Genomic DNA, 13,365 nt, shown 5'->3' with positions numbered 1-13,365 from the left:
CAACCCAGTTAGAATCTGGGATGATGAATTGACTGAAAATCGCTAAGAAAAATAATGCGATTTTAGGATTCAATAGCGCAATCATGAATCCTTCACTCAGGCCTCTTGCTAAATGAGGGTTTGCAGTGGAAGCCAAATTTTTCTCAAAAGTGATACTAGTACCAATCGTGCGATATCCGATATAGCCAAGCAAGCAAGCACCTAAGAGCTGAGCAGTGGCTAATAGGTTCGGATTATTGACAATCATTTCAGATATACCCACTGCAGTAATGGATGCCCATAAAGTGATTCCAATACCATGCCCAATTCCTGTAGTAACTCCAAAAAAACGCCCCGATGAGGTGGTATTGCTAATTACCGCTGCAAGGCTAGGACCAGGGGAAATTGCCCCCAATATGCAAATCAGTACTATTTGCAGCCAATTTATAATATCCAATTTTTACTCAAATTCTAGAGGTAAATACCTCATTAAAATTAATACGAGATTATTAAATTACCTAAAATTTCTTTACAATACTTATATCGTGTGACGGAAAGTAAGATTATACTTAAACATGGTAACGAAATAACTGTTTTTATTAAATCTGAAGGAGGGGAAAACGGCTCAAATCGTCGGTAGTTACGCTAATTAGGAATTTATGATATGACGGAAAGGAATTAATGTAATTATGAAATTACGAAAAACATTGATTGTCGCATTATCGGCAATGATGCTAGCTAGTTTTGCAGTTGCTTGCGGTGAGGACCCTACGCCTACGCCTATGCCTCGACCGACAGCTACGCCGACTCCCGCACCTCAGACAGTGAAAATTGGACTATTAAGCCCAGTCACTGGGCCTATAGCACAATACGCACCTGGCTTTGAGGACGCAGGGAAGGTCGCAATAGAAGAGCTTAACGATACCCACTCAGGGAAATTCGTTTTCGAATTGATAATAGGTGATTCAGGCTGTAATGCCACGCAGGCTGCGACAGCTGCACAGACTGTGATCGATAGCGGAGTATCCGCAATAGCTGGAGCTGCATGTTCAGGTGCAACACTTGGAGCGATTGCTGTGGCAGCCCCGGCAGGTGTGCCGATGGTATCGTACGCAAGTACATCACCAGCAATAACTAATGCTGATGACAAAGGACATCTTTTCCGAGTTGTTCCTAGTGATGCACAGCAAGCAATTGGATTAGTTTCGGTTGCTTCGGACGCTGGTGCTGCTAAGCCTGCAGTCTTGTACATGACTAATGATTATGGCTCAGGACTTGGTGATAATTTCGCTTCTAACTGGAGCGGAGATGTATGTACTTCAATTGGGTATGACCCAGCTGAAGGTTCCTACAATGCTTCTACTCTGGCCCAATCAGTGATTGACGGAGGATGTGACTCGGTTCTATTGATGTCCTACGCGACTGATGGAGCTGCAATCATGGAAGCATTATCGGCACAAGGGTTTACAGGAAAAGTTATTGGTGCTGATGGTGTAGCTGATGCTGCATTTGTAGACGCATTTACAGATACTGATGCAGTTGGAGGCTTAATCGCTACAAGGCCTCGACCAGGTGAAAAATCTGATACAAAATCCAGCTTTGAAGCTGCTTACAAAGCTGCTGGTGGCGCGGATGGAGCGATTTATACTGGTGAGACATACGACGCAATTAAGATAGCTGCAGCCGCGATTATTTCCGGAGGGGATATTTTGGCTGCTTTAGCGAAGACAGGTGTTGATTACGCTGGAGCTAGTGGAACTCACACATTTGATGCAAATGGAGACGTTCCTGGTACTGGCTACGAGGTATGCCAATTTGATGGCACAACTTTCTCCTGTCCACGAATCTGGACCGTAGATGGTGGTTTAGCCACAAAGTAAGAAATCCTCATATTCAATTTGTATGAGGCAATATTGGTCTGCAGCGGTGCTCCGCTGCAGACCAATTAGTGTAAATAATCGGATAGTGAACCCTACTGGAGGGTAAGTTTATTAATGTTGCCCTTGAGTAAGATAAGGCAAAACTCGATTTATAGTTCGCAATGGTTACGCCAGCTTGTAATTGGGTTGATTCTTATTTTTGATTCTTATGCAGGATTGATACACCAGTCAGGATTGCTGGTGTCATTTGGTTTGATCAGTGGGGATCTAAGATGGCTACTACTATCATTCGAAATGTTTTTAGGTAGCATTTTTCTCGTCAGATTGATCCTCAACAACACTAAAGCTGGAGTAAAGAGCCTTTTAATCGTTACAAGTCCAATTGTGGTGGTTCTAATAGGATTTGTAATTCTAGATTTGGTACTCACTGGCCTAAGTAGATCAGCAACAATTAATTTTAACCTGTCATCAATTGGCTTAAGTGGCCTTTACTGGTCGGCGGTTTATTTAAGCGTAGCAATTGGATTAACTCTAACTTATAAAGTTCAACACTTTGCTAATTTTGCTCAGGCAGAAATGATGCTTGTTGGCTCCTACGTAGCTTTGACCTTAATGTGGTCAGATACTTTTTACCCTTTGGCTACTGCTCCGAAGGATGGAATATTTGACTGGAGCTTATTGATTTGGGCAAGTATTGGGGCATTTTTCATTACTGGAACTATTGGACTGCTATTTGATCGGATTGTTTATAAAAAACTTCGCGACAAAATGGCTACTTCTCAGGTAATGATGATAGCGTCCCTCGGCGTGTCAATGGTTCTTCGGGCATTTTTGTTTATGCGATTTAGTGGGGCATCCTTCCGGTTTGTTCCTGATAAAGATTGGCGACTTACAACGTCAACAATAGAAGTTCCCACAGAGCGATTGCAGCTCCATCTTGGTGAAAATACGGATAACCCACTTTTAGAACTAGTTGGCAGCGTGAATATGTATGGCTTTGCATACTCAAAGATCATACTTGTTGTAGGTATATTCTCAGCCTTACTACTGCTATTAATTCTATTGCACCGTACTCGATTTGGAAGGCAGATGCGCGCAGTAGCAGATAATGCGGATCTTGCGGCTTCAAGCGGAATAAACGTTGAACGTGTCTATGGCAGTACAGCTTTTATTTCGGCTGGAATTTCCGGAATAGGTGGCGCGCTCCTTGCGGCTATTTTACCTATTAACCCTGAACTTGGCCTCATGCTTTTACTGCCTGCATTTGCAATCATAGTTCTTGGTTCTATCGGATCGATACCTGGGGTAATAATAGGCGCATTAATCGTAGGTGCTCTGCGTGCTATATCTGAGCCAATATTGATAGGCGCCGGAAACGCCTTAGACCGCCCAACTGCAAGCGGATTTGCCGAAGTAACCCCATTTATATTTCTAATTGGGTTGCTCCTCATAGCTCCAAGCGGAATAGGAAATGCAGTCTCAAATTGGAATATAGAACGCATTAGGAAAAAACGCTCACGAGAAATATCAAAACCCAATTCTCATGGCTTAAGCAGTTTAACTAGTAATTACAGCCTCGGTAGCGAGAATACGTCGATTGCTTCAGTCCTTGCAGAAGGATTGTTTATAGCTAAAGGGAAAATGGACCTTGCGATAAACCAGTTCATATATTTAGCCTGGAAAGTGCCGCTAAGTTACTTGGTTGCACTATCAGCGTATTTGCTTGTACCTAAAAATTACATAGTCCAGAACTTACAAATATCTGTACCTAAGGTACATAGGGGAATCAAATTTTCGCGCGATTCTAATCGTGGCTCATGGATTATGTTTTTTATTTTCTTACTGGTTCTTCTTTGCGTGGTTTGGCTTCTTCCCAGTGTCAGTAGTCTTACGAAAACATTGCAAGTGGCACGTATTATGGCGCTTGTTGGTATTTTTGGATTAGCGGCATTTTCCTTAAATCTACATACCGGTATTACTGGGATGACCAATTTTGGGGTTATATTTTTTGTTGGTATCGGAGCTGTTACTGTAGGGTTACTCACGGCTCCTGTAGAAACTAATGGGTACGGAATTTCCCCATGGTTAGCGACTGTAATTGCTATCATAATTGCATCTACTGCAGGATGGTTCTTGGCATATCCTACTGCTAGGTTACGTATGGATTACTTTGCAATTGTTACAATCGCACTTGGTGAGACATTGCGTATTTCCTTACAGGCCGAACCCTTGCTACGCGCAGGTACTGTTACCACTGGGATAGGTATCTCGAATTACGCAAATCCTTTCGACGATTGGTGGAATGGCTTTCCTTCGGAGCTAACTGGAAATCTATTAGGGCTAAATGGGCCAGCTCCATATGTGGTCTTATTAGCTATTATTTCAATCACTTGTCTTATTGGAGTTTGGTTGCTTTTAAGTACTATTTTATCCTCTCCATGGGGCAGAATATTAAGGTCAATTCGAGAAGATGAGCTTGTAAGCCAGCATCATGGACACAATATTTTGACGCACAAAGCCATGAGCTTAGCATTGGGTGCAGCAATTGCTGCATTGGCAGGAGCTTTATGGGCGTGGTTGAACACCAATATATGGCCTGATTTTATGAACCCTGTACGAACGACTTTTCTGATTTGGGCTGCATATATCGTGGGTGGTCGCGGCAATAATCGTGGGATGATAATTGGTGCATTTTTGATAGTTATTGTGGAATTTGTTTTTAATATTTTGGTGGTTTCAAGGGGAGGGGCAAGTCTTCCATTTCATGATGTGACTGCTTACCTTGATAGCATTTTTGCATGGTTGATTCAGGATGTCGGAGGATTAATTTGGTCTGCACAGTCCATTGCGGAAGTTTTTCCGAGAAGTAACGTCCTATTATCATTGCCTTCCTTGAAACTTGCGCTCGTTGGTTTAGTAATTATTGTGGCTTTACTTTCGTCCTCTAAAGGGCTTTTGCCTGAAGTTCCAAGTCGGCCAAAACGCACCAAAAATAGGCATGAGCAAGCAACGAAGAATGGGGTTGTAGATGAATAAAAATTCACCAGCGCTCCGTGTAAATAATTTAACTAAAGATTTCGGTGGACTTCGGGCCGTGGATACAATTTCTTTTCAAGTCGAAGAAGGGGAATTTGTAGGATTGATTGGCCCAAATGGATGTGGAAAAACCACATCATTTAACTGTATATCAGGGCTTTTACCACTGACTTCAGGAACCATTGAAGTCTTAGGTAAAAATGCCACTGGCATGCGCCCCGATCAAGTTCAAAAAATTGGACTAACAAGGACTTTTCAACACACAAGACTGTGGAAGGAAATGACTGTTATTGAAAATTTACTTGTTCCTCCTCGGAATCAATTCGCTCCTAATCCTGTGCTGTCATTACTACTTCCCGGTTCACGCTCTAGCGAAAAGCGCAGAATTGAAGAGGCATATGAGATACTAGATATGCTAGAGATATCACATATTGCACACAGTCTTGCGGGCGAATTATCAGGAGGTCAAAGTAAATTAGTTGATATAGGCAGAGCACTAATGAGCTCACCTAAATTTTTATTGCTGGACGAACCGGTCGCTGGTGTGGCAGGCCCTCTGGCAGAAAGAATTTTCCAGAACCTGAGAGCACTTACCTCCGAAAAAGGTATAGGAATGTTAATAATTGAGCACAATATGGGATTTATATTACGCCGTGATGTTGATCGAATAATTGTGATGGATAGAGGTACGGTTCTAATAGAAGGTAAGCCTGAAATAATTAGAAAGAGCAAAAATGTTGTCGAGGCTTACCTTGGCGATTCGGGTGTAAATTAAATTATGAACCCTGTTTTAGAAGTTAACGGGCTTGAGGGTGGATACAGTAATGTTCAGATTTTGAATGGTATTGATTTGTACGTGGACCCTGGTGAATTTGTGACAATCATAGGCCCCAATGGATGCGGTAAATCAACTTTTTTGAAAGTCATTTTTGGCCTCGCTACATTCCAAAAAGGGAAGGTGTTGTACAACAACACTGATGTGACACGTTGGCGCACTGATAGATTAGTCGAACGCGGAATTGGTTACGTACCGCAAGTTGATAACGTGTTTCCTTCGCTCTCGGTGGGTGAGAATTTGCAAATGGGAGGTATAAACCTATCTCCCAAGAAGCTATCTGCAGGAATCAGGAAAGCATGTTTGATGTTCCCTGACTTGCAATCAAGGATGAATGATCTTGCTGCTTCTCTTTCAGGCGGAGAAAGGCAGATGTTGGCAATATCACGTGCATTGATTTCTGATCCTAAATTTTTATTACTAGATGAACCGACTGCTGCACTATCGCCTTTGTACCAGCAAGAAATCCTAGCAAACATTGATTTGTTAAGGCAGGAAGGGATCTCTGTTTTACTAGTGGAACAGAATGCACGTCTATCATTATCGAAATCTGATAGGGGCTATATTTTCGCAGGAGGACGAGTTGTCCACACAGATACAGCTGACAATATATTAAAAGATGAGCAAATAGGTGAATATTTCTTGGGATGAAATTATTTTACCGATAGGGGAGTGGACATGTTTAAAGGCTTTTTAAAAAAATTATATGACCCAACTAGAGACCATCTCTATAAAAATTTAATGGGTATTGGGATTGACTGTGAGCTCGCGGAGCGAGGTATTGCTGAAGAAAAACTATTTAACCCGTGGCATCGCCGAAGCTTGGGCATTACTTGGGTACATTCCGAATCCATTATCAAATATATAAATATTATTAAAAGGGATAGAGGTAAACATAATCCTCCTGCGTGGTGGTTCTACTTTGCAATACCTACTAAGCAAATTGGCTTAAAAATCGGCAATGTCGAAATAAAATCACGAAAACATAGAACATTTCCTATCTTTGGGAAGATAAAATCGGTCTCTTGGGAAGCTACAGAGAATGCTGCAAAGCTGGCTGAACAGTTTACTAACGACTCTCAGATACAAGAACTTCCAGCAAAGTTAGGAAACATAAAGATCACAAGCTTGCATGGTGATTTTTCTGGTTTTTGCATAGAAATTTACAGAGGCACTAATCGCTGGCGAATAGCCCCTATTGATTTGAGTCAATGGAAGGCTCTCAATCGAATTGCAGAAGGATGCTTGAGCCTCTCTAGCTAATCCGAAAGAATTAAAATATGTTTCATGGCGCATATAGTCGCGCCAGAAATGGGCTTTTAAGCGCTAGCAGTTTCCACGGTGGTAAGTGAAGAATTAGCCTTATTTCTCTAATAAATTAGTTGTAATAAGGCTAACTTTGATATATACCTATAGGTATATAGTCTTCCCAGTTGAATATAGATGCTATGCATGATGCCTCCTTATTATGGCTGGGAAGTCTGTACACCAATAGGTACAGAGTTTATAGGAGTTACAATGGCATATACAGCATATAGTGTGAAACTAAAGAAAAATGTCGAGATCAAAGACCCTGAGCTCGTAACAATGAAAAACGGCCGAAAAGCTATTAAAGGCGTCGCAGCTGAAGATCCTACTCAGAAGGTATTTAGGATCCTTAGCGCTGCTGATGCTGAAAAAGCCGCTAAAGAGCTAGGATAAATCAACTTAAGAGTTTAGTGCTGCTTTAGATATCTCTAGTTAATATAAAAACCTCCCTGATTGAGACATCACCTCTTTTAGGGAGGTTTTTATATATACCTAATCAGAGGCGAAATCATTAATCCGCTTAATTAATGCATGGATCACTAGATTGCTACTTTCGGTAGAGAAAGATGTTTCCTGTTTTTTTAGATGAATTGCGGGGTCAAAGGACAAACGAGCATTGATAATGCCTAGAAGATGAACACAAAGGCTGTCAATTTCCTTTCCATCACTTGTTGATACTGCACCTGATGCGAGGTCATTTAGCAAGCTAGTCCGTAGAAGAGCGATATCTGCCACATTTTGTATTCCATTATTTACAATTTGCTCGCACAGGCCCATTTTAAGAATTCAGGCGTGAAATAAAATCATGCATCTTTGATTTTGTTCCTGATTTACTTAAAGTTTCTGCAAATGTGTCATGAATCCAATCGTGCTCATCTTCATACTCAATTTGAGCCCCACCAAGCTTCTCACTTAAATCTGCTTCACCTGGATCGAACACGAATTCGTGCTTTTGGCTACCCCATCGAAAGGCCATATACCTTGCAGGGTCTGCACCTCCATTGAAATGCTGATGGAACCAATTGTTGGGAGGAACAATTAAGCCGCCTCTTTTCCAGTCAACGCGAATTACATCATCGGGTACATTACCTTCAGGAGGCCACAGTAAACTATAACCTTCGCCAGAGATAATCACGACATGGGCTCCTGGTCCATGTCGATGAGCTTTTTTATATGTACCAACAGGGAATTGGGAGACATGGGCAGCTTGCGTATTTCCCGCAAGCTCAAACATTACACTTGAACCTCCTGCACCACGTTCCTTCCACGTAAATGTCGTGAAAGTATCTATATCAGGAATGAAATTAGTTTCCCAAACATTCACTCTTCCCGAAGTTCCAGTAAACATTTGACCTTCTCCCTGGAATTGCCTACTGTCTCCAAGGCGATCAGAGAATGAAAAAGGATTGTTGAAAATGAAATCTTCATTATGGAAGAAATTAAGTATCAAAGGCAAAGTAGTAACTGCAAAAAACCTTGCGGGTTCAGTACCTGACCCATTGAGATGTTGATGCCAGACGTTGATTGGTATCGAGAAAACACTTCCCTCTTTCCACTCAAAAGATGTTCGATTCTTAGGGTCATCCCCTACCAAAGTGGCACCGCGCCCGCTTAGAACATAGATATTTTTCTCATATAAATGTTTTTCAGGTGCCATTTTGCTTCCAGGGGCAATTTCTGCGATATAGCAGTCATTCGTTCCTGCAGTACCATCAAGATTAATATACGCCCCTTTGCAATCAAGCCTCGACCAAGGTTCAACCTCTATAGCTCTTAAATCATCGATGGCAAAACCAGTAATATTTGGAATACCTTCTTTTTCGATAAATGTTTGATAGGCGCTAATTTTAGTTATTTGTGCTTGATTCTCTTTAACTTCAGGTTTAGGACTTAATTCTGGCATTAGGGTCTCCTCAAAAGCGAAACATAGATCTTTTGTAAGGGTTCTACTATGGTGCGTGGAGTCAGTCAAGCGAAGTTGTTCTTCAGCTAAGAATTAAGAAGGTATTTTGGGTACCCAGCCTAGCAAAAATAACAAAAACTCAATAGTGCAAATTCTCATCCAATTGCACCTGCCTGCAGTGGCAATTGGTTTAGGTCTTGGAGCTACGGTACCAGTAGTGCCTGAATTTGCAAAATCCTTTGGAGTAGGTCCTGGTCAAGCCTCCCTTGTATTTGTGTCAAATATGCTTGGAGCCTTGTTTGCAAGTATCCCTGTCGGTTATATGTTGGACAAAATTGGCCGAAGGCGAATCTTAATTATTGGCCCAGCTTTAACTGCAGTTTCTGCGTTTTTAGTGGCAATTTCCGGTTCTTTTACAGAGCTTCTTCTATATAGATTTATCGGAGGTTGGGGAACTCAAATGTGGACTCTGAGCAGGCTCACAATGATTGCAGATACTAATCCCAATCAATCACGCGGAAGAATGATAACAAGCCTATTAGGAGTTCAACATGTAGGTACGTTAGCTGGTCCCATAATTGGTGGCGTCTTAGCAGTAAATTATGGCCTCCAAACAGCTTTTATATTTCAAGGAGTTTTTGCATTAGTTGCCACAATACCAGGATTCTTAACTAAAGAAACTGCACCTGGTGGCCGACCAAATCGTGCAAAGGCATCAGCTAATATAGAGTCTTTTTCTTGGAAAACTCTTGTAAGAAAGCCTATTCCAGTCATGTTTCTGGCGCAGTGGTTAGGCATGACTGCTCGGGGTGGAGTGGTAGCTGGAAGTACTGTTTTTGTATATGCATCGTACGCATATGACGCTACACCTGCTGCTTTAGGTATTTTAAGTAGTGCTATGGCAGGAATTGGAATCCCTCTAACCTTCCTTGCGGGTTATTTGATGGACAAATTTGGAAGGAAAACAACCATCGTTCCAGGTTTAGGAGTATTAGGGACTGCAATGGTGTTCCTTGGAATAACATCTGTCGCAAACTTAGGATTTGAATACTTTGTTATTGGGTTTGTTGTTCTTCAAATTACTAACAGTTTGCTTACTGGATCTTGGCAAGTTATTGGTTCAGATTTAGCCCCCGAAGGCGCTCGAGGAAGATTTTTTGCAGTGGGGAGAACTGTGACTCAAGCTGGGTTTGCAACAAACCCAGCTGCATTTGCAGTACTCACTTCATTTTCAGGTTTCACCTTAGCTTTGGGAACAATTGGTACTGCCGGGATATTATCTGCAGTTGTCCTGGGCTTATTTGTTCCTGAAACACATAAAATCCGAGGTAATACAGCGCCCAAAAGCTAATGGGTATCAAATAATTCTTGAAATTTACTTATAGCTTTTACCGTAGCCTCTCTTTCAATGCTGGTAGGATTCCTTGGATCACGAGCTTTTGGTAGACGCCCTAGCTTAAGCATTGCAGCTCTCAAGAGAACTCGAGCTTTAGTAGCGTCTAAATTGCTGCCCTCGATTGTGAGGTCAAGTGGGTTTGCGGGTAACGGGCCTTCATGGTCACCACGCCCTACACGAACCACTGGAAATCCATTAAATGTAGCGATGGCTAAAGCGGACATTTGACTAGGTAATGCAGAGCCAGAACCCGCCGCAGCTTCTAAGACGAATCCATGAAATAAGGGAGACTGAGCGACTGGGGACTGCTCCTGATCTATGCCGCGGTTGATTCGAGCGATGATATCAACCTCTAAATCAGGATCACTTGAATCTTCTTCGGCCATATAGTGGCCATATTTTATTAAATGCACAGAGGCTATTGCGTTTCCAATTAAAGATCCATCGTCATCTTTGATTTGTAGGGATATTTCATTATCAGAGTCCCCATATTCTTGAAACGAGACAGTTGAATCAATTGCTGTAATTCTTAAGTCCGACGTGCTTAGTGTCTTATAGACAGGTTTGTACCATATCTTGACCTCATTGTTGGCGCTCCCAAGAACTCCACCATGGCCTCCAGTAGATCGGTAACCACCTGGCCTCGCATCTCCTTTTTTGAATGACCTTGCAGCGAATATTTGTTCATCAACTATACCCACGGCTCCCATACCAGTTAATGGCTGAGAGGCGATGTATCTTGCAGCATCAACAATATTCCGGTCTCCATCATTAGAAAGCTCTCCATGGGGCCTTTGTGACGAAACGCCGACAAACGGTAATGCCGTGTCAATTAATAAGCTAAACCAATACAAAGTTTCCTCTAGATGAGGACTTCCTTCTAACCAAATGAAGCCATCGAATTCACCTGAATTTATTGCTGATTGCACTATATTGGTCGCCTTTGCTAAAGAAGCACTAGTGAGAAATTTACCAATTGGTCGTGGACTATAAGGGAAAAAATCAACGCCCGCCTGTTCTCCATTCTTGGTATAGCCTGCTGGAGGAAGTGCTCGTATGAACTTATAATCAGCAATGGAATTCAAAACACCCACTGTTCCTTTAGAGTCTCGTCCGCTGATACCCCTATCGATATCTTCGAATACTTTAGAGGCGTCAGGGAAAAACGTTTGCCTTCCACCGTAATTGATATCAGGGTTCCTTAAGTCACTTTCCTCAAAAGGCGTTCCTGTACCAGATCCGTCATCACGCCTTGCTACGTAAGGTAAAAGATACGCTCCATCTTCAGGAGTTAGTAGGACTTCAAAGAAATTTTCTCCATTATCGTGATAAACCTCTTCTGCATCTTGCTCTAGTGGATGGGCGCTGTATTTTCTGATCCTAACTGTTACGGGTTCATGTAAGTACTGAGGGACTAGGTGGTCAAACCGGCGCTGTAAATAACTGTCAGTCTCTAATCGACCCTTATCACTAGTTACTAGGGTGGGGGAGTTTGCTATCGTGGATCTCGGTCCTGAAAATACGGCTATTTTGGGCTTTGTCATAACTTATTCCTTTCCCGTGGGCTTTGCCTATAGTATTGAATCCTTTTACGCGACATGTAAATATTAGATCAATCCTATACATGTTTGCCGACGAGGTAAGGAAATGCAGATGATCATTGATTCAGATTGCCACGTTATTGAAAGCGATCAGACATGGGAATATCTAGACCCGCAGGATATTGAATTTAAGCCTAAAGCTATTGAAAACCCAGATAGGCCAGATAGGCCGCTCTGGGTTATTGATGGTCATGCACGTCAGAGGCCTTTCGGTACTACTTCTACTGGAGCTACATCTGAGCAATTGTCTGGTTTCTCTCAAACTACTTTCAGCACGAGATCACTAGGTGATGTAGATGCTCGTTTGGAACACATGAATGAATTAGGAGTAGATATTCAGGTTCTATACCCGACTATATATTTAACACGTGTTTCTGAAAGACCTGAAGTTGAATTGGCACTTTCAAAAAGCTACAACCGCTGGCTTGCAGATATATATTGGCAAAGCAAAGGACGACTTAGGTGGGTCACTGTTCCTTCATTGGATAGCATGGAAGAAGTACCTGCGCAATTGAAATACGCAAAAGAGAACGGAGCTGTTGGTGTATTTATGCGTGGATATGAAGGTGAAAGACGCCTGACTGACGAATATTTCGATCCTTTGTATGCTGCAGCATTGGATAATGACCTTCCCGTAACCGTACATGCGGGTTGCGGAAACGCCGCATTTGCTCGCCTTGCTGAAGGTGACGCCTATGCACGAAATAAGTTACCTGTTATTAGCGCATTCAACTCAATTTTATTTAAGCGCCTACCTCAAAAATTCCCTGGCTTGCGATTTGGATTCATTGAAGTTGCTGCTAATTGGCTTCCCTATATTTTGAATGATCTTCGTAGAAGGGTCGATCGGGAAGGTTGGGATTTAGGAGATGACATATTAGGTGAAAATGGGATGTACGTTGCCTGCCAAACTAATGATGACCTTCCTTATATCTTGGAACATGTTTCTGGGGATAATTTAGTGATTGGGTCCGATTATGGCCATTCCGATACTTCAAGTGAACTAGAAGCATTAAGGCATTTAAAATCTGATGGACGAATCGAATCCTCTGTCGTAGATAAAATATTATCGGAAAATCCCTCTAAGCTTTATGCCATTTCCTAGCTTAGAGCCTGCCAGCCTCTCTAGCTAAGGGACGTTCGTCTTTGATTTTAGGTACTGCAACACCAATTCTTTGTAGAGTGGTGTAATCGTCACGATCGCCCCATTGCTCTACTATCTTTCCGTTATAAAGCCTATATATGTCTATACGTTTCCACCATGACAAGTTCTCGCCTGGCGAATGCCCGCTGAAAGTACCTTGGAACTTTCCATTGAAAGAAACGCATGCTACTACTTTGTCGCATGAATCGATTAGCTCATCAATAGTGGTGTGACAGTCAGGGAATGCTGTGCGCAACATGGTTAGTAGGGGGTTTATAGGCTC

13 protein-coding genes are annotated in these 13,365 nt (G+C 42.2%); 8 read left to right on the top strand and 5 right to left on the bottom strand.

The genetic code is table 11. The annotated features are described in order from the left end of the window. Nucleotides 1–436: LysE family translocator (locus MK127_03195; GenBank protein ID MCH2531805.1), on the bottom strand; the 436-nt coding region annotated here is incomplete at its 3' end. A 232-nt stretch (nt 437–668) separates the two neighbouring features. Here MK127_03195 and MK127_03190 point away from each other — a divergent pair. The 6 genes from MK127_03190 (at nt 669) to MK127_03165 (ending at nt 7,431) form a co-directional block, all read left to right on the top strand. Next, nucleotides 669–1,859: an ABC transporter substrate-binding protein gene (locus MK127_03190; GenBank protein MCH2531804.1), complete on the top strand. Its 1,191-nt coding sequence runs from the start codon at nt 669–671 to the stop codon at nt 1,857–1,859. Nucleotides 1,860–1,973: 114 nt separating this feature from the next. Then, complete coding sequence (locus MK127_03185) at nt 1,974–4,895, top strand: ABC transporter permease (GenBank protein MCH2531803.1); 2,922 nt, start codon at nt 1,974–1,976, stop codon at nt 4,893–4,895. Continuing rightward, complete coding sequence (locus MK127_03180) at nt 4,888–5,670, top strand: ABC transporter ATP-binding protein (protein MCH2531802.1); 783 nt, start codon at nt 4,888–4,890, stop codon at nt 5,668–5,670. Before MK127_03185 ends, MK127_03180 begins: the two co-directional genes overlap by 8 nt. Before the next feature lie 3 nt (nt 5,671–5,673). Continuing rightward, nucleotides 5,674–6,381 (top strand): ABC transporter ATP-binding protein, encoded by a 708-nt coding sequence (locus MK127_03175; protein ID MCH2531801.1) that lies wholly within the window; start codon nt 5,674–5,676, stop codon nt 6,379–6,381. A gap of 27 nt (nt 6,382–6,408) precedes the next feature. Further along, a complete protein-coding gene (locus tag MK127_03170; GenBank protein ID MCH2531800.1) occupies nt 6,409–6,993 on the top strand; it encodes a hypothetical protein in 585 nt (194 codons plus the stop codon). Between the two features lie 255 nt (nt 6,994–7,248). Further along, nucleotides 7,249–7,431, top strand: coding sequence for a hypothetical protein (locus MK127_03165; GenBank protein MCH2531799.1), 183 nt, complete (start codon nt 7,249–7,251; stop codon nt 7,429–7,431). A gap of 99 nt (nt 7,432–7,530) precedes the next feature. On the opposite strand, the gene MK127_03160 is transcribed toward MK127_03165, so the two are convergent. Both MK127_03160 and MK127_03155 read right to left on the bottom strand, forming a co-directional pair. Next, a complete protein-coding gene (locus MK127_03160) occupies nt 7,531–7,815 on the bottom strand; it encodes a hypothetical protein (protein ID MCH2531798.1) in 285 nt (94 codons plus the stop codon). A 1-nt stretch (nt 7,816) separates the two neighbouring features. Then, entirely contained in the window at nt 7,817–8,941 is a 1,125-nt protein-coding gene (locus MK127_03155) for a cupin domain-containing protein (GenBank protein ID MCH2531797.1), read from the bottom strand. A 106-nt stretch (nt 8,942–9,047) separates the two neighbouring features. Here MK127_03155 and MK127_03150 point away from each other — a divergent pair, with 106 nt between their 5' ends. Then, nucleotides 9,048–10,292, top strand: a complete 1,245-nt coding sequence (locus MK127_03150) for an MFS transporter (protein MCH2531796.1) — start codon at nt 9,048–9,050, stop codon at nt 10,290–10,292. Here MK127_03150 and MK127_03145 read toward each other — a convergent pair. Then, nucleotides 10,289–11,881, bottom strand: a complete 1,593-nt coding sequence (locus MK127_03145) for an asparaginase domain-containing protein (GenBank protein MCH2531795.1) — start codon at nt 11,879–11,881, stop codon at nt 10,289–10,291. The genes MK127_03150 and MK127_03145 overlap by 4 nt on opposite strands. Before the next feature lie 109 nt (nt 11,882–11,990). Here MK127_03145 and MK127_03140 point away from each other — a divergent pair, with 109 nt between their 5' ends. After that, nucleotides 11,991–13,043, top strand: a complete 1,053-nt coding sequence (locus MK127_03140; GenBank protein MCH2531794.1) for an amidohydrolase — start codon at nt 11,991–11,993, stop codon at nt 13,041–13,043. 1 nt (nt 13,044) lies between these two features. On the opposite strand, the gene MK127_03135 is transcribed toward MK127_03140, so the two are convergent. Beyond that, a partial coding sequence (locus MK127_03135; protein MCH2531793.1) for an ester cyclase occupies nt 13,045–13,365 on the bottom strand: 321 nt, incomplete at its 5' end.

This window comes from Dehalococcoidia bacterium (assembly GCA_022449765.1).
Taxonomy (GTDB): Bacteria; Chloroflexota; Dehalococcoidia; order Lucifugimonadales; family Australimonadaceae; genus UBA2963.
This window is presented reverse-complemented; position numbering and strand designations above follow the sequence as displayed.

What these genes read in the sequence shown, in the direction of transcription:
- MK127_03190 (MCH2531804.1), top strand. Translation starts at nt 669, where the DNA reads ATGAAATTACGAAAAACATTGATTGTCGCATTATCGGCAATGATGCTA.
- MK127_03185 (MCH2531803.1), top strand. Translation starts at nt 1,974, where the DNA reads ATGTTGCCCTTGAGTAAGATAAGGCAAAACTCGATTTATAGTTCGCAA.
- MK127_03180 (MCH2531802.1), top strand. Translation starts at nt 4,888, where the DNA reads ATGAATAAAAATTCACCAGCGCTCCGTGTAAATAATTTAACTAAAGAT.
- MK127_03175 (MCH2531801.1), top strand. Translation starts at nt 5,674, where the DNA reads ATGAACCCTGTTTTAGAAGTTAACGGGCTTGAGGGTGGATACAGTAAT.
- MK127_03170 (MCH2531800.1), top strand. Translation starts at nt 6,409, where the DNA reads ATGTTTAAAGGCTTTTTAAAAAAATTATATGACCCAACTAGAGACCAT.
- MK127_03165 (MCH2531799.1), top strand. Translation starts at nt 7,249, where the DNA reads ATGGCATATACAGCATATAGTGTGAAACTAAAGAAAAATGTCGAGATC.
- MK127_03160 (MCH2531798.1), bottom strand. Translation starts at nt 7,815, where the DNA reads ATGGGCCTGTGCGAGCAAATTGTAAATAATGGAATACAAAATGTGGCA.
- MK127_03155 (MCH2531797.1), bottom strand. Translation starts at nt 8,941, where the DNA reads ATGCCAGAATTAAGTCCTAAACCTGAAGTTAAAGAGAATCAAGCACAA.
- MK127_03145 (MCH2531795.1), bottom strand. Translation starts at nt 11,881, where the DNA reads ATGACAAAGCCCAAAATAGCCGTATTTTCAGGACCGAGATCCACGATA.
- MK127_03140 (MCH2531794.1), top strand. Translation starts at nt 11,991, where the DNA reads ATGATCATTGATTCAGATTGCCACGTTATTGAAAGCGATCAGACATGG.